This is a genomic window from Pseudomonas sp. Irchel s3h9 (genome assembly GCF_900187475.1).
GTDB lineage: Bacteria > Pseudomonadota > Gammaproteobacteria > Pseudomonadales > Pseudomonadaceae > Aquipseudomonas > Aquipseudomonas neuropathica.
Genome location: NZ_FYDH01000005.1, coordinates 117,842 through 139,790 on the forward strand (window position 1 = coordinate 117,842; position 21,949 = coordinate 139,790).

At 53.5% G+C, this 21,949-nt stretch carries 22 protein-coding genes and 1 pseudogene; 13 read left to right on the top strand and 10 right to left on the bottom strand.

The annotated features are described in order from the left end of the window. Positions 1 to 624: 624 nt before the first annotated feature. On the top strand, positions 625 to 876 hold the full coding sequence (oprI, locus tag CKW26_RS10120) for an outer membrane lipoprotei OprI (protein ID WP_003199355.1): 252 nt from the start codon (positions 625 to 627) through the stop codon (positions 874 to 876). Positions 877 to 1,002: 126 nt separating this feature from the next. Here the strand turns inward: oprI and CKW26_RS10125 are convergent, their stop codons facing one another. The 3 genes from CKW26_RS10125 to CKW26_RS10135 all read right to left on the bottom strand — a co-directional run bounded on the left by CKW26_RS10125 (position 1,003) and on the right by CKW26_RS10135 (position 3,111). Next, positions 1,003 to 1,974, bottom strand: coding sequence for a L,D-transpeptidase family protein (locus CKW26_RS10125; RefSeq protein WP_093435185.1), 972 nt, complete (start codon positions 1,972 to 1,974; stop codon positions 1,003 to 1,005). Between the two features lie 180 nt (positions 1,975 to 2,154). Beyond that, a complete protein-coding gene (locus CKW26_RS10130) occupies positions 2,155 to 2,448 on the bottom strand; it encodes a hypothetical protein (protein ID WP_007908575.1) in 294 nt (97 codons plus the stop codon). 57 nt (positions 2,449 to 2,505) lie between these two features. Next, entirely contained in the window at positions 2,506 to 3,111 is a 606-nt protein-coding gene (locus CKW26_RS10135; protein ID WP_016985507.1) for an arylesterase, read from the bottom strand. 10 nt (positions 3,112 to 3,121) lie between these two features. On the opposite strand from CKW26_RS10135, the gene CKW26_RS10140 reads away from it, so the two are divergent. The 4 genes and pseudogenes from CKW26_RS10140 (at position 3,122) to CKW26_RS10155 (ending at position 7,382) form a co-directional block, all read left to right on the top strand. Then, complete coding sequence (locus CKW26_RS10140; protein ID WP_007908572.1) at positions 3,122 to 3,805, top strand: ABC transporter ATP-binding protein; 684 nt, start codon at positions 3,122 to 3,124, stop codon at positions 3,803 to 3,805. Then, positions 3,805 to 6,309 carry an ABC transporter permease gene (locus CKW26_RS10145; protein ID WP_095048468.1) on the top strand — a complete coding sequence of 835 codons (2,505 nt, stop codon included), beginning with the start codon at positions 3,805 to 3,807 and terminating at the stop codon, positions 6,307 to 6,309. The genes CKW26_RS10140 and CKW26_RS10145 overlap by 1 nt, the downstream gene beginning before the upstream one ends. 34 nt (positions 6,310 to 6,343) lie before the next feature. Next, positions 6,344 to 6,511, top strand: a pseudogene (locus CKW26_RS10150) (transcription elongation factor GreB); the annotation flags it as partial. A 586-nt stretch (positions 6,512 to 7,097) separates the two neighbouring features. Next, entirely contained in the window at positions 7,098 to 7,382 is a 285-nt protein-coding gene (locus CKW26_RS10155) for a hypothetical protein (protein WP_095048469.1), read from the top strand. 113 nt (positions 7,383 to 7,495) lie between these two features. Here the strand turns inward: CKW26_RS10155 and CKW26_RS10160 are convergent, their stop codons facing one another. Continuing rightward, entirely contained in the window at positions 7,496 to 9,718 is a 2,223-nt protein-coding gene (locus CKW26_RS10160; protein WP_095048470.1) for a hypothetical protein, read from the bottom strand. A 663-nt stretch (positions 9,719 to 10,381) separates the two neighbouring features. Here CKW26_RS10160 and CKW26_RS10165 point away from each other — a divergent pair. From CKW26_RS10165 to greB, 4 genes are all read left to right on the top strand, one after another. Beyond that, on the top strand, positions 10,382 to 11,305 hold the full coding sequence (locus CKW26_RS10165) for a hypothetical protein (protein WP_095048471.1): 924 nt from the start codon (positions 10,382 to 10,384) through the stop codon (positions 11,303 to 11,305). A 4-nt stretch (positions 11,306 to 11,309) separates the two neighbouring features. Next, positions 11,310 to 12,461 carry a hypothetical protein gene (locus CKW26_RS10170; protein WP_256579890.1) on the top strand — a complete coding sequence of 384 codons (1,152 nt, stop codon included), beginning with the start codon at positions 11,310 to 11,312 and terminating at the stop codon, positions 12,459 to 12,461. A 197-nt stretch (positions 12,462 to 12,658) separates the two neighbouring features. After that, positions 12,659 to 13,357, top strand: a complete 699-nt coding sequence (locus CKW26_RS10175; RefSeq protein ID WP_095048473.1) for a hypothetical protein — start codon at positions 12,659 to 12,661, stop codon at positions 13,355 to 13,357. 194 nt (positions 13,358 to 13,551) lie between these two features. Further along, positions 13,552 to 14,064 carry a transcription elongation factor GreB gene (gene greB / locus CKW26_RS10180; protein ID WP_095048474.1) on the top strand — a complete coding sequence of 171 codons (513 nt, stop codon included), beginning with the start codon at positions 13,552 to 13,554 and terminating at the stop codon, positions 14,062 to 14,064. Between the two features lie 107 nt (positions 14,065 to 14,171). On the opposite strand, the gene CKW26_RS10185 is transcribed toward greB, so the two are convergent. Next, on the bottom strand, positions 14,172 to 14,618 hold the full coding sequence (locus tag CKW26_RS10185; protein WP_256579891.1) for a hypothetical protein: 447 nt from the start codon (positions 14,616 to 14,618) through the stop codon (positions 14,172 to 14,174). Between the two features lie 96 nt (positions 14,619 to 14,714). Continuing rightward, positions 14,715 to 15,023 carry a helix-turn-helix domain-containing protein gene (locus CKW26_RS10190; RefSeq protein WP_095048475.1) on the bottom strand — a complete coding sequence of 103 codons (309 nt, stop codon included), beginning with the start codon at positions 15,021 to 15,023 and terminating at the stop codon, positions 14,715 to 14,717. 123 nt (positions 15,024 to 15,146) lie between these two features. Between CKW26_RS10190 and CKW26_RS10195 the strand changes: the two genes are divergently transcribed. The 3 genes from CKW26_RS10195 to CKW26_RS10205 are packed head-to-tail and all read left to right on the top strand — an operon-like array spanning position 15,147 to position 16,096. Further along, on the top strand, positions 15,147 to 15,665 hold the full coding sequence (locus CKW26_RS10195) for a hypothetical protein (protein ID WP_095048476.1): 519 nt from the start codon (positions 15,147 to 15,149) through the stop codon (positions 15,663 to 15,665). A gap of 35 nt (positions 15,666 to 15,700) precedes the next feature. Further along, a complete protein-coding gene (locus CKW26_RS10200) occupies positions 15,701 to 15,892 on the top strand; it encodes an MbcA/ParS/Xre antitoxin family protein (RefSeq protein WP_095048477.1) in 192 nt (63 codons plus the stop codon). A 24-nt stretch (positions 15,893 to 15,916) separates the two neighbouring features. Beyond that, complete coding sequence (locus tag CKW26_RS10205; RefSeq protein ID WP_095048478.1) at positions 15,917 to 16,096, top strand: hypothetical protein; 180 nt, start codon at positions 15,917 to 15,919, stop codon at positions 16,094 to 16,096. A 311-nt stretch (positions 16,097 to 16,407) separates the two neighbouring features. On the opposite strand, the gene CKW26_RS10210 is transcribed toward CKW26_RS10205, so the two are convergent. From CKW26_RS10210 to CKW26_RS10220, 3 genes are read right to left on the bottom strand one after another with little or no spacing between them, the layout of a single operon-like run. Further along, entirely contained in the window at positions 16,408 to 17,313 is a 906-nt protein-coding gene (locus CKW26_RS10210) for a plasmid partitioning protein RepB C-terminal domain-containing protein (protein WP_095048479.1), read from the bottom strand. Next, positions 17,313 to 18,191 (bottom strand): ParB/RepB/Spo0J family partition protein, encoded by an 879-nt coding sequence (locus tag CKW26_RS10215; protein WP_095048645.1) that lies wholly within the window; start codon positions 18,189 to 18,191, stop codon positions 17,313 to 17,315. The genes CKW26_RS10210 and CKW26_RS10215 overlap by 1 nt, the downstream gene beginning before the upstream one ends. 29 nt (positions 18,192 to 18,220) lie before the next feature. Next, positions 18,221 to 19,741: a recombinase family protein gene (locus CKW26_RS10220; protein ID WP_095048480.1), complete on the bottom strand. Its 1,521-nt coding sequence runs from the start codon at positions 19,739 to 19,741 to the stop codon at positions 18,221 to 18,223. Between the two features lie 154 nt (positions 19,742 to 19,895). Here CKW26_RS10220 and CKW26_RS10225 point away from each other — a divergent pair, with 154 nt between their 5' ends. Continuing rightward, the gene (locus tag CKW26_RS10225) at positions 19,896 to 20,252 is read left to right on the top strand and encodes a hypothetical protein (protein WP_095048481.1); all 357 of its coding nucleotides are present in this window, start codon (positions 19,896 to 19,898) and stop codon (positions 20,250 to 20,252) included. 80 nt (positions 20,253 to 20,332) lie between these two features. On the opposite strand, the gene CKW26_RS10230 is transcribed toward CKW26_RS10225, so the two are convergent. After that, the gene (locus CKW26_RS10230) at positions 20,333 to 21,883 is read right to left on the bottom strand and encodes a TIGR04141 family sporadically distributed protein (protein WP_095048482.1); all 1,551 of its coding nucleotides are present in this window, start codon (positions 21,881 to 21,883) and stop codon (positions 20,333 to 20,335) included. Between the last annotated feature and the right edge of the window lie 66 nt (positions 21,884 to 21,949).

Below are 21,949 nucleotides of genomic sequence, written 5' to 3' on the forward strand. Positions count from 1 at the left end.
GGTCTTGAATTCTGACCCCTACCTTACCGATGTTTTTCCGGCGAAGGAACATCTACGCCACCCCGTGCCTGATGGACACCGAGAAGAGCCACACCGATCTCGCGCAACCTGGCACCTGATAAATAGTAGGCACCATTGGCAAAAATGCTCAAGGTACGCTCGTCATCAAGCGGGTTGACGGGGGTTGCTCCGATGGACGCAGGGTGGGCCTGGAAGAAGATCTTGCCAAACCGGTCACCTGAACATTGCCGGATGTTGAGACTTAAGACGTGCAGCCTTTTTTAAAGTCACCTCAACATGGACAAAGATAAGCGAAGCAGCACGCAAATTCGGAACAAAAGTGTCGACGTATTCATCTAGAAAGACTTTAGCCAAGACTGCAAAAACAGCACGTGGCAACGGGAACTTTTTCGCATTAACTCGCTCAGCTCGGGGCTTGTAGCTGTATATTTTTTAAACAGCGCAGTTAAAAGTTGCTCGAAAAAGAATCAACGCCTACAATTTTTTTTGCTTCTTGCCTTACGTCAGTTTACTTACTACAAGTAATGGGTAGTATGTACGCCGGCTATTTCCTCAATCGTGAGGAGACAGCCACTTAATTGAAAGTCCTTGAAGGGGAACACGATGAACAACGTTCTGAAATTCTCTGCTCTGGCTCTGGCCGCAGTTCTGGCTACCGGTTGCAGCAGCGCATCGAAAGAAACCGAAGCACGTCTGACCGCTACTGAAGACGCAGCTGCTCGCTCCCAGGCTCGTGCAGACGAAGCTTACCGTAAAGCTGATGAAGCTCTGGCTGCTGCTCAAAAAGCACAACAGACTGCTGACGAAGCTAACGAGCGTGCTCTGCGCATGCTGGACAAAGCTAGCCGCAAGTAATAATCCTTCGGGGTTGTTATCGAGCCGACCCGATTTTTCGGGTCGGCTTTTTTGTGCCCGATGCTTTTGCCCGGGCATTAAAAAACCCGCCGGCGCTGTACGCATCGGCGGGCCTTTAACCTCGACTTACTGCTGCAAGTCGATCGGTGTACTCGAAACCATCGGGGCCGAGGCACTCGGCGTGCCGATTTCCGTTGGCAGGCCATCTTCGGCCGCGACCACATCACGCACCACATCCCAGTTCACGCGCAGGTTGCTGGTGACGTCTTCACGCTTGAGCATCGCGTTGATCACTGCGGTGTGCTTGTCGACCACAGACGGGTTGCCCTTGTCGTCGATCGGCGTGTGCGCTTCCAGATAAACCTTGCCGCCACTGCTGCCGAACTTGTAGGCATCGTTGAGGATACGCACCGACGTGCCTACCGGCACCATGCCGGCCATTTCCAGCACGTTATTGTTGAACATGCGGAAGCAGCCGTGGCTGGTACGCATGCCGATACCGAATTTCTTGTTCGAACCGTGGATCAGGTAACCCGGCGTACCCAGGGTGAACTTGAACGGGCCTAACGGATTGTCTGGGCCGGCCGGCACTACGTTTGGCAGCGGATCACCGTCTGCGGCGTGTTCAGCCTTGATCGATGCTGGAGGCGTCCAGGTCGGGTTTGGCGTTTTGGCGATGATCGAGGTGTGCGCGATTGGCGAGCCCCAACCCTCACGACCGATACCCAGCGGGAACGTGTACACCACGTTGCGGCCTTTCGGGAAGTAGTAGAGGCGGTATTCGGCAAGGTTGATAACGATGCCTTCGCGCGGGCCCGGCGGCAGAATGAAGCGGGTCGGCAAGACGATTTCAGTGCCGGCACCCGGCAACCAGGCATCGACGCCCGGGTTGGCCGCGACCATCTCCGAGTAGCCCAGATCGTACTTCGTGCCCAGATCGGCGAAGGTGTCTTCGTACTTGGCTTTGATCACCTGCACCTGACCGATGATGTCTTCACCGGGTGGTGGCAGGGGAAACTCCAATGCAGCAACGGGACCGGCCACACACAGGGCGGCAAGTGACAGGCAGCGGGTGACGGCAGGAAAGCGCGGCAACATCCGGAAAATCCTTCGCATGATCAACAAGGGTATAAGAGCGCGATTGTACACCGCACTTTGAATATTCGGGGAGCCACGCCGATGGAGCGTGCTGAATGCGAAAAGATCGCAGCCTTCGGCAGCTCCTACAGGATTACGCGAACCCATGTAGGAGCTGCCGCAGGCTGCGATCTTTTGCTCTTAAAGCTCGAAACGCAGCTCTGGCCAGATCGGCGAGGTGCCGCGCTTCTGCGATTCCAGAATCGCCCGGCACAGCGAACACAGGCGCTGATCCTGAAACACCCGGCGATCAACGCTCGACCAGCGCGGTTGCGCCGGCAGCAAGCTGCCGCACAGGGTGCGATCAGCTGAGCCACCGAGTTCGAGTTGACGAGTCACCAGATGCACCCGCACTTCCTGGCAGGCGAACAGATCCAGCTGTTCGTCAGGCTCGATCAGTTGGTAGGCAAACAGGGACCAGGCAGAACGCGACATCGGGGGCTCCAGATAAGGGGGCGCCACATTAGCCGAAAGCCTGTCCTTAGAAAAGCCTCATAACAGCGGTTTTAGCGTCGGCCAGACATTTTCCAGCAACTTGCCCTGAGCCCCGGCTGCCGGGTGCAGACCATCGGCCTGCATCAGGTCCGGATGACCGCCCACACCGTCGAGGAAAAACGGCACCAGGGGGATCTTTTTATCGTCGGCGAGTTTGCCGTAGACCTCGGCGAAGGCATCGGTGTAACGCTTGCCGTAATTGGGCGGCAGTTGCATGCCCAACAGCAGCACCTTGGCCCCGCTCTGACGAGAGCTGTCGATCATCGAGGCAAGATTTTGTTGCAATTGAGTTGGCGGCATTCCACGCAAGCCATCGTTGCCGCCGAGTTCGAGGATCACCAGCTCAGGCTTATGCTCTGCAAGCAGCGCCGGCAGCCGTGCCTGGCCTCCGGCGCTGGTGTCGCCGCTGATGGAGGCATTGACCACTTTGTCGTCGAAACCCTCCTGTTTGAGCCGTTGTTCGAGCAACGACACCCACCCCAAGCGGGTATCCAGTCCGAAACCGGCGCTGATACTATCGCCAACGATCAGGACAGTACCCGCCGCTGCGTTCTGGGCCATGCACATCAAGGCCAGGCCAGCACTCAAAAACCACACACGCATCGGATTCTCCATGGGCGCAAGCATTCTCACCGCGAAGAACCTCAGCAAAGTGGTTCCCAGCGCGGAAGGTGAACTGACTATCCTGCACGAACTCAGCCTGGAACTGAACAAGGGCGACAGCCTCGCCATCGTCGGCGCGTCCGGTTCGGGCAAATCCACCCTCCTCGGCCTGCTCGCCGGCCTCGACTTGCCGAGCAGCGGCGAAGTCATCCTCGCCGGCCAGGGCCTGAGCAATCTTGATGAAGACCAGCGCGCACGCATTCGTGCCGAGCATGTCGGCTTCGTCTTCCAGTCCTTTCAGTTGCTCGACAGCCTCAACGCACTGGAAAACGTCATGCTGCCGCTGGAACTCGACGGCCGCAAAGATGCGCGTGAACGGGCCACCGAATTGCTCCAGCGCGTCGGCCTTGGCCAGCGCCTGACGCACTCGCCGCGCCAGCTCTCCGGTGGCGAGCAGCAACGTGTGGCCATTGCCCGCGCCTTCGCAGCCGAACCTGACGTGCTGTTTGCCGACGAACCGACCGGCAACCTCGATAGCCACACCGGTGAGCGCATCAGCGATTTGCTCTTCGAATTGAACAAGGAACGCGGCACCACCCTGGTGCTGGTGACACACGACGAACGCCTGGCCCATCGCTGCCGGCGCCTGATCCGTCTTGAAGCCGGGCTGTTGGTCGCCCCTCTGGAGCCTTGATGGCACGTTTGCCGCTGTTGCGTCTGTTCAGTCTCGCCATACGCCAACTCATGCGCGATGCCCGCGCCGGGGAATTGCGCGTGTTGTTCTTCGCGCTGGTGGTGGCGGTGGCGGCAAGTACCGCCATCGGTTATTTCGGCGCCCGCCTCAACGGCGCCATGATGCTGCGCGCGACCGAATTTCTCGGTGCCGATCTGGTGCTGGAAGGCAGCTCTCCAGCCCGTGAAGAACAGATTCGCAGCGGCACCGAACTTCGCCTGAAGCATGCGCAGGTGGTGGAGTTTTCCAGCGTCATCGCCACTGACAATGGCATTCAGTTGTCGAGCATCAAAGCCGTCGACCGCGCCTATCCGTTGCGCGGCGAACTGAAGAGCGCGCCAGCGCCTTTCGCCACTGAAGAAACCGGCGGTGAACCGCAACCCGGCGAAGCCTGGGTCGAGGCACGCCTGCTGACCGCGCTGGATCTGAAAATCGGCGACAGCATCGATGTCGGCATGAAGACATTGAAAATGACCCGCGTGCTGACCTACGAACCGGATCGCGCCGGCAACTTCTATAGCCTTACGCCGCGGGTCATGATCAACCTCGACGACCTCGCGGCCACCGGCGTGGTACAGCCCGGCAGCCGCGTGAGTTACCGCGAACTGTGGCGCGGTGAACCGCAGGCGCTGGAAACCTATCGGCAACTGATCAAACCCGGGCTCGCCGCGAACCAGCGGATTCAGGACGCCCGCGATGGCAACCGGCAGATTGGCGGTGCACTCGGTAAGGCCGAGCGCTATTTGAACATGGCCAGTCTGGTCGCCGTGCTGTTGGCCGGTGTCGCCGTGGCGTTGTCGGCTAACCGTTTTGCCAGTCGCCGCTTCGATGCCAGCGCCTTGCTGCGCTGCCTCGGTCTTTCGCGCCGGGAAACCATGGTGCTGTTCAGTTTGCAGTTGACCGTGCTCGGCTTGTTCGCCGCGCTCAGTGGAGCGTTGCTCGGCTGGTTGGCCCAACTGGGCCTGTTCGCGCTGCTGCATGATTTGTTGCCAAGCGACGTGCCACCGGGCGGTCTGTTTCCAGCGATCGCCGGGATCGGCACCGGGCTGGTGGCCTTGGCCGGTTTCGCTTTACCGCCGCTGGCCGCACTGGGTCGTGTGCCACCGTTACGTGTACTGCGCCGCGACATGCTGCCGATTCCGTCGAGCACCTGGATGGTTTACGGCGCCGCCCTGGGTGCGCTCGGCCTGATCATGTGGCGCCTGAGCCTCGATCTGCTGCTGACGTTCGCTTTGCTCGGTGGTGGCGTAGTTGCCGCGTTGGTATTGGGCGGTCTGCTGTTGTTACTGCTGCAAAGCCTGCGGCGGATGCTCGCCCGTGCTTCGCTGCCGTGGCGGTTGGGTCTGGGCCAGTTGCTGCGCCATCCCTTGGCAGCGGCTGGTCAGTCGCTGGCATTCGGTCTGATTCTGCTGTCGATGGCTTTGATTGCCCTGCTGCGCGGCGAATTGCTCGACACCTGGCAAAACCAGTTGCCGAAAAATGCGCCGAACTACTTTGCTCTGAACATCCTGCCAGCAGACAAACAGGCGTTCACCGATCATCTGATCAAAGTGTCCGCGCAAGCCGCGCCACTGTATCCGGTGGTGCCGGGACGGCTGATCAGCATCAACGGCGAAGCTGTGCAGCAAATCGTCAGCAAGGATTCGGCGGGCGATCGCGCTGTGCAGCGCGACTTGAGCCTGACCTGGGCGGCGGATTTGCCGGCGGGCAACAAGCTCACTGCCGGTGAGTGGTGGAAAGATCAGCCAACCGACGGTGTTCCCGGCGTATCGGTGGAAGGCAAAGTCGCCGAAAGCCTCAAGCTCAAACTCGGCGATCACATGGTATTCAGTGTCGGCGGGGTCAATCGTGAAGCGAAGGTCACCAGCCTGCGCGAAATCAACTGGGACAACTTCCAGCCGAACTTCTTCATGATCTTCCAGCCCGGCACCTTGAAGGATCTGCCGGCGACTTACCTGACCAGCTTCTATCTGGCCCCCGGCCATGATCAGCAGATCGTCGAACTGTCGCGCGCATTCCCGGCGGTGACCATTCTTCAGGTCGAGGCACTACTCGAACAGCTGCGCAGCATCCTCGCCCAAGTCACTTTGGCGGTCGAATATGTGCTGTTGTTTGTGTTGGCAGCGGGTATGGCCGTGCTGTTTTCCGGTTTGCAGGCAACGCTGGATGAACGTATCCGCCAAGGTGCGCTGTTGCGGGCATTGGGCGCGGAACGGCAGTTGCTGATCAAGGCGCGGCGCATCGAATTCGGCCTGCTTGGTGCAGTCAGCGGATTACTCGCCGCGATCGGCTCGGAAGTGGTGAGTCTGGTGTTGTATCGCTACGCGTTCGATCTGCCGTGGCACCCGCATCCGTGGTTGCTGGTGCTGCCATTGATTGGCGCGGCGTTGATTGGTGGCGCCGGCGTGTTCGGTACGCGCCGGGCACTCAATGCAAGTCCACTGACAGTGTTACGTGAGGGTTGATAGACTCAAGCGGTCTTAATCACAAGAAGTTGCCATGAGCCGTTATCGCCCTCCCCGCACCGCCGGCACCGCGCTGATCACCCCTGAAGGTGAAGCGCGGATGCGCGCCGAATTCCATGAGTTGTGGCATGTGCGCCGCCCGCAAGTGACGCAATCGGTCAGCGAGGCCGCGGCTCAAGGCGATCGCTCGGAGAACGCCGAGAACAACCTATAACCTCACCCCCCATACTATTTTCCATAAAGCCCTTTAAATTCGGAACATCTAAAATAGTACACATACTCCCTGAGAGATACTATTTCGAGTACGCACCCTCATTTTGGCACCCTCAATTTTTTTTCATTTGAAGCCAAAAAGCAGGCTCACCCACCTCTTTTTTCCTCGAAACACCTTCAAGCACGGCGAGTGCGATGAAGACTTTGTCACCTGTCATGCCTCATGCCTCCCCTTCTCCCTGCTATCGATGTCTCCGAGCCGAACCTCAAAAACCATCTGCAAAGCCCACACCCCTCCCCCCAAAAAATACGATTGGTGAACAGAGGTTCGACAGGACTAGGTGGTGCGGTGATTGACTCCCGACGAAATGAAGGGCAACGAACTTGAGAATGGAAGCAGATTGGCAGGAGTGGATTCTTTAAAAAAAAACCACCGCCCACCCAAACGAATGCCATCGAAGAAAAACACTTGCCATGAAAGCACGTTAGTAAAGAAAGCTCACGATCATATAGACCCTTTCAAAGGCTTGGCTTAGGCTTGGTGGAGCCACCCTCGGCTCACCAAGGAGTAATCAATGGCTGTTTTTATGGTGACATGGAATCTCAATAAGGAACGGGGCAATTACGCCCAAGCTCGGCAAGCTTTCATACAGCATTTGGATCGCTATCAGAATGTAAGCGACGCTGGGTTGGAGTCTGTTAGATGGCTTGCCAGTAACGCTACGGCCAACCAGATCTCTGACGATCTTCGACTTAAACTTGACCTGAATGACCGTATTTTTGTCACCAAACTCAATAATGGAGACCACCAAGGGTGGCTCAGCAAGAATGTTTGGGAGTGGATAAACGCACGGCTTTAGCGTTGACCCAGCACCCTTTCGAGCCTTTCGGATGCTAGCTTGCAGCCTTAGAGGACGCCCGATGAGCAGATCGTCGCTTGCTGAAGGACGCAGAGCCCAAGAGCTGAGAGTGCTCACGCAATACCGATGCTCCGTTCAGCATAGAGATCCTTGACCTCCTCCCACGTCATTTTCATGGCAATGTTTCGTGCCGACGTCTCATCGAGGAGATAAACCTCGGCGTCAGGATCGGTAATTGGAGAAAGAAATTTTCCGATCCCCAGTATCCGACCAGTCCCCACCGTACCATCTTGATTAAAAATAACTGCCGGTCGATGGTCTCCCGATTCGAACAGCACCCTCACCCCAGATTTCAACCACTCCCAATCAACCGTCGCGGGAAACGCTGGGCTAACAGTGTGAAGAACGACTGGAATGATTGAGTCGATCCCCTTTACGAGTGTCTGTGGAAACGCTCTGAGAAGCTCAATATCTGAAATCCCATCAAGCACTGCGTGCAAACGCAAGCCGTCGACCTCACCCTGCTCGTTCTCACAAGAAGCCAAATGCGGGGCCAGATATTCCTCGAAATCGCGATATCCCGCAGACTGTAAAAGCTGACCTTGGCTGCCCCTCATCCGCAGAATCGCCCCTTTCAGGATGCGTCGGATTAAAAAGGCGGCTTCGTGAGGTTGATCAGGAGGAGAGCGGTCAATACTTCCCTCCTCGGACAATCTGAACAGCATTGCTTCCCGTAAACCCAGATCAAAACACGCCTGGTGGAACGGATGCCGATCACTGATCAGATTCGTCCGCACCCAATTCGCAAGATCCTCCGTTGCCTGTAGCCTCCTGGATGGATCATTGGACAGCATGGGTATTGGCGTGGCGATTTCTTCCGTCACGTCAGACATCTGCTTCATTTCGATCGCGTATCGAAGCACCTCTAACTGCGCCCACTCAACCATGGGCTCAATTTTCGCGGCATGCTCTTTGTCTGGAGCCGCATTGAAGGCGGCCAAGGCGAGGTCACCCAGCGCCCGACCCACGAGGAAGGCATCACTGCACTTGATTGTCCCCCCTGAAAACGGCACCCCCACCGACAGGTTCTCTACCAATGGCATCGCAACGGCAGGGTCTGTCCAGTCGAGTTGGTTGCGGCTCATATAGGGCATGTACCAGTTCCGGACGGCAGTGTTACAGACGAACTCGCGCGCGTGCTGACCGAGACTACCCCAGAATTCAAACCTGGTAGGCACACCTCTCAAACGATATTGCCGAGCCTTCATTTGCCAACAAAAATCTCCGCTGAACTCAGGCTCAAACTTCTCCTTCAGTATCGGGTAGGCTGCGGTGGCAAGGTCGTAGATTGTGGCAGGCGTCTGACCCGCGATGTCGGCCTTGCGGCTGTCGAGGAACAAAGAAGCCTCAGAAACACGCTGGGGTAAGCCATGCTCCTTGCACCAGGCGTACATCGAGTAGGGATCGATGGCGCACAGGGTGATGCACCACCGCCCTCGCCCATGGCCATTGACATCCCGCCACAGCATCATGAAACCGTGTGATCCAGCCCGGTCACCTGCACGAGCAATAATATCCATCGCGGTAACCACCAAACGTGGCGGAAATCGCTCTTCAACACCGCTCCCCCCAGCGTTTCCACCATCACTCTCACCATCATCGTAATCGACGATGGCATCAGTCGATTTTTCGTGCAGGTACAGATCGATCGAGGGCAATGCTTCGGGTGGCAGTCTTACACTACCAGTGAGATGCCATGCTTCAGGCAGATGAGCCTGCAACTCAAATGAGGACTCAGTAGATATCAACTTGAGCGCCAAGCATTGCTTGCCCGACCATGCATTCATGCCACCGACTGCATGGGTTAGAAGCGTCGACCAGTCTGCAGCCACCACGACAAAACAGATGTCGAAACTGCCCAGGAACGGAAGCAGGTTCCGCAGTTCTTGCTCATAACCTGCAAGCTCGGTAATGGTCTGCCGCTCGGTCTCACTGGCTCGTTTAACCTCAAAAACCACGAGCGTCTTCGACTCGGGATTGAAACAGAGAATGTCGGGGCGCAGCACTTCACCCTTGGTGAGCGAGATGCTGGTGTTGATTGAAATGATCTCCAGCAATCCTAGACGGCCCAGCACATGCCCAGCAGCCTCCGCTGAGGCACGTCGAGAGATGTAATCGATGCCGAAGGATGGAATGAAAAAATCCTGCCCGATCGCATCCGTGATGGAGGTGATGATTTCCTGGCCTTGAACGTTTTCGAGCAACTGGTCGTTTTCGATAAGCCTTTGCAGCCAGGTCACTACCTCAGACTCAGGAGGCAATTTTGGTTTGGACATGATCCTTCCTTGAGTTTCCGAGTTGCAGGTTTGAGCCATCTGAAAACAATGGTGCAAGAGGCAACTTAGCAACTCAGACTAGGCCGCCGACGAATTCATCCTAGCAGAGCCATACCCCAAGCCGGCAAACAGCCAGACGGCTCCCGGCAGATCATCCTCATTTCAGGTTCGAGATGGAGGCCTCCCACTCACCGTTCAAGGTCATGGTCATGGTCATGGTCATGGAACTCGTCACCCTAAACCACATCACGCCGAATTTAATTGATCTGTAAATGCGTCGGACTTGGAGGTCATCGAGAGCGCAAATTCATCCCAAAGGTCGCCGATTCAGACGTTCCCGACCCTCAAAATTGCTGACCGCTACTTCCAGCTTGAAGAGGATGAGACCAAAGGAAGCACATTTTTTCACCCAGACACTGAAGCCGAATAGATAAACAAAATGAATGACTCAGAGCCCGGATAACTGTCGATGCACAGTAACTGACAGGCCTTCCAGCAAAATGCCGTACGGCATGCTGTTTATCAGCTGATTATTCAGCAATCCGCAGTACACATCGCTGTACTTCAGTTTCGTGGACAAAGTGCCACTAGACATCGCCGCTCAGACTCCGTAGCGTTCGGCTCACATTGGGTTGATGCGTCTCGGCTTATAAAGGACTTGTGATGGGCGAATGGTCAAAGAAATTGGGTGAACGTGGGGAACATGTTGTAGAGACTCTGCTGAACCTAATCGGATGGAAAGCGGCACTCAAAGGAACAAGCATCGACTGCGTCAAGCCAAAGCCACACAGCATGTCCGAGAACCCGAGGCAGACGCATGGGGCGGACTTCATCTTCAGCTGCCTGTCCCCCCTTGAAGATGGCGTGCTCAAGCACATGGTCATTTCGTCCAAGTTTTCGAGTGTGCCCTATCCCACCTCACCGGGAACCAAATTCAAAGAACACTTCGTCGACCTGGCAACAACAGTCGAATGCTTTAATCGCTCGACAGTTAAAAAGTCCATCAATTCGGGCTACAACGGTGCAAGCTCCCAAGCGATCGCAGGCGTCCTTTTTTGGCTTAGCGCAAAATCAGATGCCGAGGCAGATGTGGTCAGTTTGGTCGCAGGTTCGCGCAAGCTGGATGACTCCAACTATGGAACCATCTATGTGATCGACAACTACCGCGCGAGCTTCCTGTTCGACACCATCACTTACGTTAGAAACACTTTCGGAAGTGAGAACGTGAGCTTCCTGTATCCCTCAACAGGGAAGAATGTCAGCCCCATCCAGAGGCTGACTAACGGCCCAATTTTACCTCCCGAATACCTCAATAGTGGACTCATACCTTTCTTTGTTCAGGAGTATGGCAAGAAGCATCTGGTCATCTGCTGCCAGGATGGTTTCAGCGAGGAAGCGGTGAAACGCATGATCGGATTTTCAATGGCGATCGCCCTTGAGTTTCCACATAAGGTCACGCTTGCCTTCCCTGACTTCAACTACGTTGAACACGAGGAAATCGCGAATATTGCCAAGTTGGCGATCGCGAACAAAGAATTCGCCTCCATAGTAGATGTGGAGTCTTACCAGGCAGATTTCAGAGGTTGATACAGTGAGTAATCAGAATATTGACTCGATCCTGCCGCAAGGTGAAGCCCTGCGCACCTACCTGGCCCAACCCTACATCGGCGCAGCTGATATTAAGACAGTACTTAAAAGTCGTGGTGTCTTCATCAACAGTCAGGAAAAGGAACAGTCTATCCCTGCTCTGACTTTGTCCCTGATCAGGCCTAGCGAATTCTCACAGCTACAGCTTGCCTATACGACGAAGGAAGACAATCCGAAAATCACCACTCAAACGATCAGATGGCAAGGACAAGACACACTGCTCGACTCGGTTCCCGACTCGATCGATGTAAACAAGCTACTTGACCTCGACTTCGTGAATTTCAAGGTACTGGGCACGCCTGGATTCTATCCCGTCAACAAAGACCTCGACACCATCCGGATGGATTACCTTTTGGAGCGAATTGATCGATCCAAAAGCTGGGCGGATTCGCACAAGACCTTCAAGGGGTCAATCGAGATCAAGAAAAACAAGGCTCAGGATGAACTGATTCTGATCAGCACGCATAGCGCCCCTGAGACAAGAACCACGAATAAAGCGATGTCTAAGCACTTGGTCTCGCACTTCAAATCAGTCAAGCAAATCGACGAGAGCGAGACAGTCACAGCCATACGCTTCTGCGATTTCACCAATGAAAACAGATTCAAATATCTTTTGGGTCTGACTCAGCACAGCAAGTTGGTGGCGATCTCGTTTATCGAAATCGTAGACATTGGTATAGCGCCTGATCCCGACAATCTACTTCCAACCGATTTGGGCTGGATGAAAGAGAAAATTCGCAACCTGGATCTGAAGGGGTTCAGCTTGGAACATTCGGACTTTCTCTCAAACGCGTCCTATCGCCCGAGCCTGTTTTTGCATCGGCTAGACGCGAAATTTCGCTTCAGCACCTCGGGCCTCGATGGCCACTGCGTTATTTCCCTTGGTTTCCCAGAATTCTCTGCCGGCCAGAACAAGGACAGCGAAATCGAGCTACGGATCAAGCAGATCACCTTCGACAACACAGGAAAGTCGATTGACAAAAACGATGCGAAAGAGACGATCCTGAAGGAGCTGGAGTCAGAGAAAATCGAAACATTCAAGACGCTTTCGATTCCTGGTAAACCAGTAACACCCAAGCCGCTGTCACCTGCTTAGCAGAAGAGCGACTCAGCGCCATTCGAATCCGGAGAGGCGCTACGGATGTTGGATAAAGCGAGCGTAAGAACCTGGCAATACCGAATATGCCATCGTTCAATACCTCGATACTCGCCATCCGAAGATGACTAAGCACACTGGCGCTACGGCGACTCATCAACCTCAGGGCCCATCCCGACGAAGGAACAGATATCTAGATGTTTGAAAGCCTACGCCGCAAGAAAAATTTGAACACCCTCATTGAAAGAAACTTCAAGGAATTACCGGGCTACGGAGTGCCGTCCGTTGATGACCTGCGCTTTGAAGCTATCGAGTTCGAAAAATCCATTGTTAGCTATGTCCACCGAAAGTCAGGTGCTGCCCCCCAAAAGCCACTCGGATACATCGTTCAGAAAATGCTGGGGGATTACCCCCTGCTTCCTGAAATCCCGGAGTATTGGCCTGAGTTTGTAGAAGAAGCCAAGAAGCTGAAAGACTTTAGGAATAACGTTATCCACTCTGATTTCGTCGGACTTCCACCTCTTGAAGAGCTTTACGAAAAATTCAAAAGAGCGAATGAGGTTTTGAGACCCTTCGGGATATGTAGTGCGAACCGGGACAGGTTCAGTGATATCCGGTGGCGTGGTGACACCCTGCTTTTGAAAATCGATGAGCATCGATATGAACTGGAAGTGGATGACATCAAAAACCTGATGATGGAACTTCATCCTGCAAGCAGAGGTGAAGTGCACTTTCTCAAGGGCAAGCTCGTCGTCAGCAAGGTGCTTGATTACCAATACGAAAGGATCACCTATTTCATCGAGAGCTATGACCAATTTGAACTGAGCCTTGAAGAGTCCATGGTACTGGAAGATTTGTTGAGTAGCCTCCTGGGCCAGCATTTTTACAGCCAGTAATTAGCTCAAATACTCAAAATCCGTTGGGCTCCCCCGATTGCTCCCCCCTCGGGTACGAACGCTCACTCTCGCATGTTAGTCTCTGTCTATGTGCGCTGCGACAAGCTCATCAATCAGCAAGAAGATCTGATCCTCGCTTACGGCAATCTGCTTCGCCCCCTTGAGCATGAATAACTTTTCAACAGGAGGCCGCTTTGGCCACAAACATCATTACTCGCGGTGGCCACGACGCCTTAAGAGCAGAGCTTGATCATCTGTGGCGTGTGTATCGCCCGGAAATAACCCAGAAAGTCGCTTGGGCGGCATCGCTGGGAGACCGCAGCGAAAACGCGGACTACCAGTACAACAAAAAACTGCTGCGCGAGATTGATCGAAGGGTCAGGTATTTGCGTAAGCGATTGGAGGACGTGAAGGTTGTCGACTATTCCCCCGAGCAAGAGGGTAAGGTTTTCTTTGGGGCTTGGGTCGAAGTTGAGAATGACGATGGAGACGTAAAAAAATTTCGGATCGTGGGCTATGACGAAATTTATGGCCGCAACGATTACATTTCGATCGATTCACCTATGGCTCGGGCCCTACTCAAGAAAGAGGAAGGCGACGAAGCAACGGTACATACTCCAACCGGCGAAACCTCTTGGTATATCAAGAGCATCTCCTACCATGACCCAGCAGAAGATCAGACTTCGGCTTCGTCGGTTCAAAAATGACGAAATATCATGGCATCGAGCAGCGAGCTGATGCTGCAAACATCGCTGATAGGCTTATCTGAGCGGCGGGCAATCAACGACGAGAAAGCCAACCGCTTGATGAGCAACTATTTGGCGGTGAGGAAGCTTTTTAGTAAATCGAAAAAGCTCCCCGACACCATCAGGCCTAACAGCATTTCCTTCTTCTCGGCGAAAACGCTCCATTCAGTCAGACCTAGCCCAACTCCCAACAAAATGGTTGTCATCAACATGTAACGCCAAGTAGGGGCAAAAATTCTGATCAGTTGGGGCAATGAGGTGTGCTTCACGAACTCATGAGCATGCTTGTTGTACTCACGCCCCACGATGCAGGCAAGGACGAGCAGAGCTCCCGCCAATCCTAGCGCTAGAGGCTGTGTAAGCGGCACGAAGAAAAGCGCCCCACATCCCACGAACAAACCACTACCCACTATCGCAAGCTTGCGACTGTACTCTTTGGCAGTCTTATATCCGGCCCCCGGCAATTGGGGGTCGAATCCGGGTTGCTTCAGTATCCTCATTTCCCAGTAACTCATGCTTGTCTCCCTCCTGCTTTGCCGCGTTCTGGTCTACTCATACGTTACTTGTGCTGTTGGGAAAAGCTTCTTCAGTCCTCTGTTTGGGCATGTATATCACCCACCCAATGCCAGCCGCTCAACCCAATCGACCACATCCTTGCGATCCTTCGCTTTCAAAAGATGAAAGCACTGCAGCAGATGCGCCGTCTCGTCGTCCTCGCAATAAAAATACGGCACCGGCAGATTCATGACTGCAGCGATCTGCTTCACGATGCTTTCACCTGGCTGGTGAACGCCCTTCTCGTACTGAGACATCCGCGCAGAGGCCGTGGCCGGCTCAATGCCCGCCTCAATCCCCAAACGCTCTTGTGAAAAACCCCTTAGCTTGCGCGCCTCTTTCAAACGCTTGCCGAACGTACTCATTTTCTCATCGCCGAAAGGCTAAGAGATTCTTAGATTTGCTTTGACCGCATACTAAGTATTCCTTAGTATTTAGTAGAAATATCCTTTTGCCATCACTCAGCGACGCAAGGACAGGGACTCAAGATGAAGGAAATGCAGATCGTAGACGGCCGGCTCGATGAGAAATCGCGCGGCTTCGGCGGCGACATGGTGAGCTACCATTTTTGGAAAATTGACGGCAAAAAACTCGAACCGATCGAAATCCCAGATGTGCTGGACGCTCACGTCAAGGCGGGGGATCGTGTCCGGGTGACAGCACAGCTGGGTAAGGACAAGGTCTACAGAATTTGGGCAATGCAAGTGGCTGGAGAGCCTGTTCGCTCGGTGGTTACTATCCCCTTCATTGGCGTCTCCCTAGGGAGGCTCGGCATCTTTCCGTTAACGGTCGCCATATTTACTATTTTTATTGCCTACGGGTTCTGGACAAACAGCGACAACCACCGAAGTTTTCACGGTTCGTCCTACCAGCTAGCCTGGATCGCGCTGAATTTGTTCGTCAGCTATCGCTATATGGTTAAGCCAATATTGATCATCACGCGCGGCATCAAGGCGTTCCGTGAATATTGCGCCAAGACCCCTGCTTCCGCCTCTACCGCCAAATGAGATGAACCAGTCGCAATAGAGTGCCAGGAGTAAAAGTGAACAACGTCGAGCAGATCCAACGCCAAGCCGAACAAATTTTTGGCAACAAAGAAAAAGCCGATCATTGGCTGAGCCAGCCGACAGTTGAAACCGGTGATTGCTCGCGGTTGCAACTGGCTCACAGTCAGATGGGATATGAAGTCGTGAAAGCAGAGCTCGATAGGCTCAGCCATGGGTTCGCCTGTTAGTGCTCCCCTTCGTCGAGGATCGACATGATTACCTTTGATCTCAACACAAACGACGCCGAAGCTTTGCTTCGGCATGCGCAAACATTCGAACCGGATTCGGGCGATGCTCGTGAAGATCGACGACTGCGCGAGGCACTGCTCGATCTGAGAGACGCCCTTTCATTGCACTTGAAGGAGCAGGTGGATGACAAAACCCGCTCTTAGCCTGACCATCTGTAAAAACTGCCTTTGCAATGAAACCGTCAGCCAGAAGGCCAGGCGCCAATGACAGTGTCGAGTTCTTGCGCCCCGAATGATTGGGCGCTGACGCTTTAGAGTGTCTACGTGAAGGGCAGCATCTTGCAGGTAAAACGTCAGTACTGTTTTAAGCAGACCCGGCGAAAGTTGCTCTTGTGAACGGACATCCTCCCACCTGTTGAAGGGGGTCATTCAGACGATTCCTGCAGAGCGATGTCCCAAGGATTTGCTTGAATGGAGACTGCAACTAGATCTGGCGGTGTGATGGAGAGGTACCGTCATTCTCTTTCAAGATGACGGGCATCTGAAGTGACTGCGTCCATGATGGATTGCAGTTCTTCAAGCAGTTCTGCGTAATGCCGCTTCAGGTAAGCGGAAATGGCTTCATCGCGAAGCAGGCGTGCCAGGTAGCCTTTTGCGACGACCAAGACCAGCATCGTTTCACCCAACGTGTCCTCAACTTGCTTGTAATCATGCTGCAGGTTTTCCATTTCACGCTCCATGCGAGCAATATCCACAGAGCTGACATCCGCCGCCTGTTTTTTCTTCTTCTCCACGAGCATCTCTGGGCGAGTCGCGGCCAACACCATCCGAGCATAATTTTGAGTAAAGCAGTTAGCCGAGATCATCATTTCCACAGTCTCGATCTGTCGAATGGGCTTCATCTGTCTAAGTGCGCGAAAAACGTCCTGAGCGACCATTCGAACCTTGAGCATCTCCACCACTTCAGGCGCGATGCCGTTGAGCAGGTTCTCTCTCTCATGGATTCGATCCACGTTGATCCCCAGCACTTGGGCAATGCGGGTGGCCTCAATTCCTTTCTTCAGGGCAGCAATAATCATCTTATGCTCTTGGATCGGTGTCAGCCGGTTGATCTGTCGGTTATAGGTAAACCCTTCATCATCAGTAGAAATCAAGCACAGAGCTTCCGTACCACCTAATGTCTTCAGTGCCTCCAAGCGAAGATGCCCGTCCAAGAGCATATACATTGACACCCCACCACTCACCACTGGTTTGGGATGCACGGCCAAGGGCTCGATTATTCCTAGTTCCTTGATCGAACTGAGAATGCTGGCGTATTTTTTACTACCCTGAATTATTTTTTCGATCTTGCGAGTAGGGAGAATCCGTTCAATTGGAATGGCAATGATGCGCTGCTCGAAAGCCTGTTTTATCTCGGCCATTATTGAGTCTCCCCGAATACCCGATCTGCCAATGGCTTAGGCATGTCCGAGATCTCCTCAGTGCGCAACAAAGTGACGAAGTACTCGTCTGATAGCAGCCGACGCATTGTCGTAACGATAATAAGCAGACGCTGCTCGCTGATATCCGCTTTTTTGATCATCACTCTTTGACGACGCACCTCCGCTTGATAAACGTTCAAAAGCTTTTGCGGAGTTGTCGGTTTATCACTGTGAGGCTGCTGCCCGTAACGCTTGCCCAACGCTTTACGCCTTTCAACCAGGCGTCGCACCTTCATAAGTTGCTCGCCCTTCAACACACCGGTCTCGTATGCCTCCATCATGGCATGCTGGACTTCTCCATCATCGGAGCGCGCAATTTCCGTCGCCATGGAGATTGAAACCCACCCCTTTTCTACGGCGGCGATCAACCGCTCCTCTCCTTGCCGCAGAAGCAGGAGAATTCCGTGTATGTAAGTCACATCCAGGCACGTTTTACTGGCAATCTGTTGAGGCGTATAGCCTCGATCAGAGAGGATTTGAATCGATAACAGCAGTTCTTTATTCGAGTGTTTGCGGCGGGCCAAATTCTCGACAAGACTGATGAGATAACGGTCAGTTTCGCTGGCACTCACTACGATGCACGGAATCTTTTTCTCCCCCAAAGCTTGGTAGGCTTCAAAGCGACCCTGCCCACAAACGATTTCAAATGTCTCTGCGCCAATGGCGGTAGGGGTAACAGTGATTGGACGTTTTAAACCCAATGCAGAGATATTCTCCACCAACTTCGCAAAAATCTGGCGGTTACGCATTCTAGGGTTGAGCACGCGAATATCATCCAACGGAATGAGCCGAATCAATGATTCTTCTGCGACATGCATCAACGCTTTACGATGGTTTTGAATTGCCGTCATGCCACCCTCCGATGAGCAGACCGCCGAGACAGCTGCGCAAGGATATCCAATGAGTCGAACCTATAGATTTCGAGATTGGACTGATTACTCTCGGCCAGACGCAATGAGGGTGCTTCCATTTCCACGGTCGGCAAGATGTAATAGTCCAGCGCGGCTTCTTCTTGCTCTTTCATACGCACGGCGACGGTGATGTCTGGATTCAGACCAACGTCGAATCGAATTTTCCAACGCTTATAGCCGGTGATCGATATTTGGCAGCGGCAGAGCACCAGCGATATAACTAATTCCTGGTTAACCAGCATAAGGTCTGTGTTGGGATCGATGATTACCTGCCCGCCCACCTCCGAGATTCTGTCTGTGGTTTTCCCCAGCAAGACCGGGTGCAAATGTCGAAGGCGCCTATTGGCTTCTATGTATTGATAGTCCCTTTCAGGCGTGTAACCGATCAATGAATAACACCGGAGCAAGCTCCCAAATCGGTGTTGATAGGCGCTACTGGACGGACACCCTTCTGACTCATCAATCACCAGTCCCGACAGATATCCCTTCTGTTCGTAGATAGCCTTGAGCACGCAAAGCATCTCATCATCAGGCATACGGTATGAGCGCGTCTGGATGACGGCTTGAGCGGCTTGAAAAAGGATCACACTGATAATTGGCCGGAAGACTCCGTTGGCCCTTATCCAATTTTCTGGACGATTGCGCTCACGCGTCTGCTTCAATTTGAAGGAGCTGTGGTTCCAAACGTTGTTTCCTATGTACTTTTCATTGATCAGTATCTGGTGAACGGTGCCGCGTGACCATGCTGAGCCCCGGTCGTTGACTACACCACTCGAATTGAGCCAGTCAGCGATTTCCCGTTCACTTCTACCCTCTTCTACAAACAGCTGGTAAACGCGTTGGACTATCGCGATTTCACTGGCAGGGCCAGGTATTAGAATGACCCGATCAGTTTGAATGCTTTTGTGCTCTCCAATACTCAGTTCATTTTTGGGCTGTCCACTTGCGTCCACCAATTGACGCCTAAGTCCAAATCCGGCGGGCCCACCCTGCCGAAAGCCCATTTCGATCAAACGTGATTGCCCGGCAAAGACCTTGACCGACAATTCTCGACTGTATTCTCCTGCCATCATGCGCTTGACGCTTTTGACGATATTCGACACTGGCGAGCCATCGTTGGTGAATTGCTCAGCGCAATATTGGACTGATACGCCAGCTTGGCGACATCTCACTTCATAACTTGCGCTGACATCAGGATCTTGGAATCGCCCCCACCGGCTTACGTCGTAGACCAACACCGTTGTGTATTGAGCAAGCCCGCTCTCCACGTCGGAAAATAACTGCTTGAGTGCATCCCGACCTTCCAGACGCAGGCCGCTTTTGCCGGCATCGGTATAAACCTTGGTGATCTCTAACCCATGCGTTACCGCGTATAGTCGGATGGTATCGAGCTGGTTTTCTGTTGAGTATTGCTGGTGCTCCGTGGACATGCGCACATACGCCGCAGCCAAGGCCATAGGCGAGTCAATGCCATCCGCACTCTCAATTAGCGTCCGCACGGGCGTTACCCTCGTCCTGATTTACGGCCGACCTGACTCGTCACATGCCGCGAACGGTCAACGCGTTTCTTCGAAATAGCCCTTAAGAAGGTAGAAGACCGAGGAGCGAAATATGTTCACCAAAACAGGCAATACTTTTCTGCCCCAAAAACAATATGCCGCTGAGATTGCCCTGGCCTTGCATAGAGAGCTTGGTGAAACTCATCAGGCGACAAAGACTTTGATGCGCTGGACGAATGCGGATGAGAGGACTGTGAAAAACTGGATGTCTGGGAGTAACGGCCCAAGGGGTGAACATTTGGTTGCCCTGGTTAAGCATTCCGATTTTGCTCTAGCAGCCTTCCTAAGCATGGCGAAAAGGCCTCACGCCCTGACTGCATCGCAGCTGCCTCAGCTTAGACAGAAACTCCAATCTGCAATAGATAGTATTGACTCGTGTGACTGCCGGGACGGACTTCCCTCACCTTAAGCAAATCACACCCTCTTTTTCATTTCCGACAATTCGATGTGATCGTAGCTGCACACCACGGCAAGACCAGGGTGAGTCAATCAACTGGGTATCCGGCACACCTGCACCTGGTACCCCATGGCAGTCAGCCTCTGTGAAAACTGTCGGAAGTTAACCTTAGAAAAAAATGGCATGTGCAAGACGTCATGGGGCTGCATGATGGCGAAAACAATGCGGTTACGTGGCTGGGTAGACGGATCAAAGACAAAGCGAAAGTCACCGTCCAGCGCAAGATGTGCATTCACCTGAACCGCAACGTCTGGAGAGTTAATCAACGCTTCGGCGGACACATAAGCTTGAGAAAACAGATGACTGAGTACGCTTGATGATGAGTACTTTTTCACATGGATGATGTGGTGATCTGGGGTAACCAAGTCACAGAATTCAAAGGGGCTTGAGGCCCCATTCAGTCGCACCAGTTTCTGATCAAGCAGATGGAAATTGATGTTGTCTGCAATTCGCCTCAGGTAGGGCCCCTCAAGATCAGTGTGATAGGGAGGGAAATGCAGTTCGGATGGAGTAGCTGCTGCAAAATACCGATTGACCTGATCAGTGTACTCACGATCAATTTGGTACCAATCCCCTTCGCTTAATAGATACACCTTCCCCTGAAACCCAATTTCACCTTCAATGCATATGTATAAAGGCCAACACTCGCGTCGCTGTTCATCCCCACCGTAGAGGTAGATACGCTCCGAATGCAGCGACTGTAGCGTTACAGCGCCTAAAATGTGTTTGGAAACGAGTGCTTGTCGAAGATCCAAGTCAAAGCTTAGCGCGGGCCCATTTTTGGAGCGTGCTCCATGTCGAACGTAGCCGAAACCGCTAACGTCATCTGTTAAAAGCATGGGCGCAGCGGCACGAACCCGATCGAAATCCTCTGCGTTAATGGCATCAACCAACAACCCATCAAGCTGAGACGTAAGGGCTGCGTCTCGTACCGGAACTATATAGTCCATCCAGGGATATTTTTCCTTGCAGCGCTCGTCCTCATAGGCAACCAGTAATCTTGAGGCAATGTCCGGAAATTGTTCCAGTCTGACATCCGAATGCAAGGCCAACGAATCCGAACCGCTCACGTATTCGCTTTCATCGTTCTCACCTTCAATGACTCCCGTGAGCGACTTTAAAATTTCCGAGTCAAATTTGAAGTCGAACTCCGATATCGTCATATGTTTCGAAGATTGGGCTTTCGAGCGCAGAGGTGTCCGATCAATATTTGACTTCTCCACAGACTTTATTAACAGCGGATCTGTAAGACTTAGTGCGGTGCGAAGGCCGAAATAGCGCTCAATCCCGGCACCGTCGATAAGGTGCCGCGCATGCCCAAATGTGAAACAAAATATGCGATCACGTACAGCCATCACCATCAGCGCCTTGAGCGACCGACCGTGGAGGTCTAGCTCCGCAACTTGTTCAATATCATTGAAAAGCTGCGTCCACTTGGGATGGGATGCGTTTGTTTGGTGATAGAAAAGGCACTCCACTCCGGGTAGTGAGAATGGAATGGGGTCTAGTCTAACTTCATCAGAGAGCGCGTCGCGAAGGCTACGACCTGCCTTAAGGAGAAAGACATTAATGGTTAGCTTCATACGCCCTCCTTGACCTTTCGCCTCAAACTCAACCTATCGTCCAGATGCCGCAGGTTAAGTCCGTAT

Excerpts from the sequence above, each read along its gene's own strand:
- CKW26_RS10190 (WP_095048475.1), bottom strand. The coding sequence starts at position 15,023 with ATGAGTACGTTCGGCAAGCGTTTGAAAGAGGCGCGCAAGCTAAGGGGT.
- CKW26_RS10160 (WP_095048470.1), bottom strand. The coding sequence starts at position 9,718 with ATGTCCAAACCAAAATTGCCTCCTGAGTCTGAGGTAGTGACCTGGCTG.
- CKW26_RS10140 (WP_007908572.1), top strand. The coding sequence starts at position 3,122 with ATGGGCGCAAGCATTCTCACCGCGAAGAACCTCAGCAAAGTGGTTCCC.
- CKW26_RS10155 (WP_095048469.1), top strand. The coding sequence starts at position 7,098 with ATGGCTGTTTTTATGGTGACATGGAATCTCAATAAGGAACGGGGCAAT.
- CKW26_RS10125 (WP_093435185.1), bottom strand. The coding sequence starts at position 1,974 with ATGTTGCCGCGCTTTCCTGCCGTCACCCGCTGCCTGTCACTTGCCGCC.
- CKW26_RS10210 (WP_095048479.1), bottom strand. The coding sequence starts at position 17,313 with ATGGCCGAGATAAAACAGGCTTTCGAGCAGCGCATCATTGCCATTCCA.
- CKW26_RS10195 (WP_095048476.1), top strand. The coding sequence starts at position 15,147 with ATGAAGGAAATGCAGATCGTAGACGGCCGGCTCGATGAGAAATCGCGC.
- CKW26_RS10215 (WP_095048645.1), bottom strand. The coding sequence starts at position 18,191 with ATGCATGTCGCAGAAGAATCATTGATTCGGCTCATTCCGTTGGATGAT.
- CKW26_RS10185 (WP_256579891.1), bottom strand. The coding sequence starts at position 14,618 with ATGAGTTACTGGGAAATGAGGATACTGAAGCAACCCGGATTCGACCCC.
- CKW26_RS10130 (WP_007908575.1), bottom strand. The coding sequence starts at position 2,448 with ATGTCGCGTTCTGCCTGGTCCCTGTTTGCCTACCAACTGATCGAGCCT.
- CKW26_RS10230 (WP_095048482.1), bottom strand. The coding sequence starts at position 21,883 with ATGAAGCTAACCATTAATGTCTTTCTCCTTAAGGCAGGTCGTAGCCTT.
- CKW26_RS10135 (WP_016985507.1), bottom strand. The coding sequence starts at position 3,111 with ATGCGTGTGTGGTTTTTGAGTGCTGGCCTGGCCTTGATGTGCATGGCC.
- oprI (WP_003199355.1), top strand. The coding sequence starts at position 625 with ATGAACAACGTTCTGAAATTCTCTGCTCTGGCTCTGGCCGCAGTTCTG.
- CKW26_RS10175 (WP_095048473.1), top strand. The coding sequence starts at position 12,659 with ATGTTTGAAAGCCTACGCCGCAAGAAAAATTTGAACACCCTCATTGAA.
- CKW26_RS10220 (WP_095048480.1), bottom strand. The coding sequence starts at position 19,741 with ATGGCCTTGGCTGCGGCGTATGTGCGCATGTCCACGGAGCACCAGCAA.
- CKW26_RS10205 (WP_095048478.1), top strand. The coding sequence starts at position 15,917 with ATGATTACCTTTGATCTCAACACAAACGACGCCGAAGCTTTGCTTCGG.
- CKW26_RS10225 (WP_095048481.1), top strand. The coding sequence starts at position 19,896 with ATGTTCACCAAAACAGGCAATACTTTTCTGCCCCAAAAACAATATGCC.
- CKW26_RS10165 (WP_095048471.1), top strand. The coding sequence starts at position 10,382 with ATGGGCGAATGGTCAAAGAAATTGGGTGAACGTGGGGAACATGTTGTA.
- CKW26_RS10145 (WP_095048468.1), top strand. The coding sequence starts at position 3,805 with ATGGCACGTTTGCCGCTGTTGCGTCTGTTCAGTCTCGCCATACGCCAA.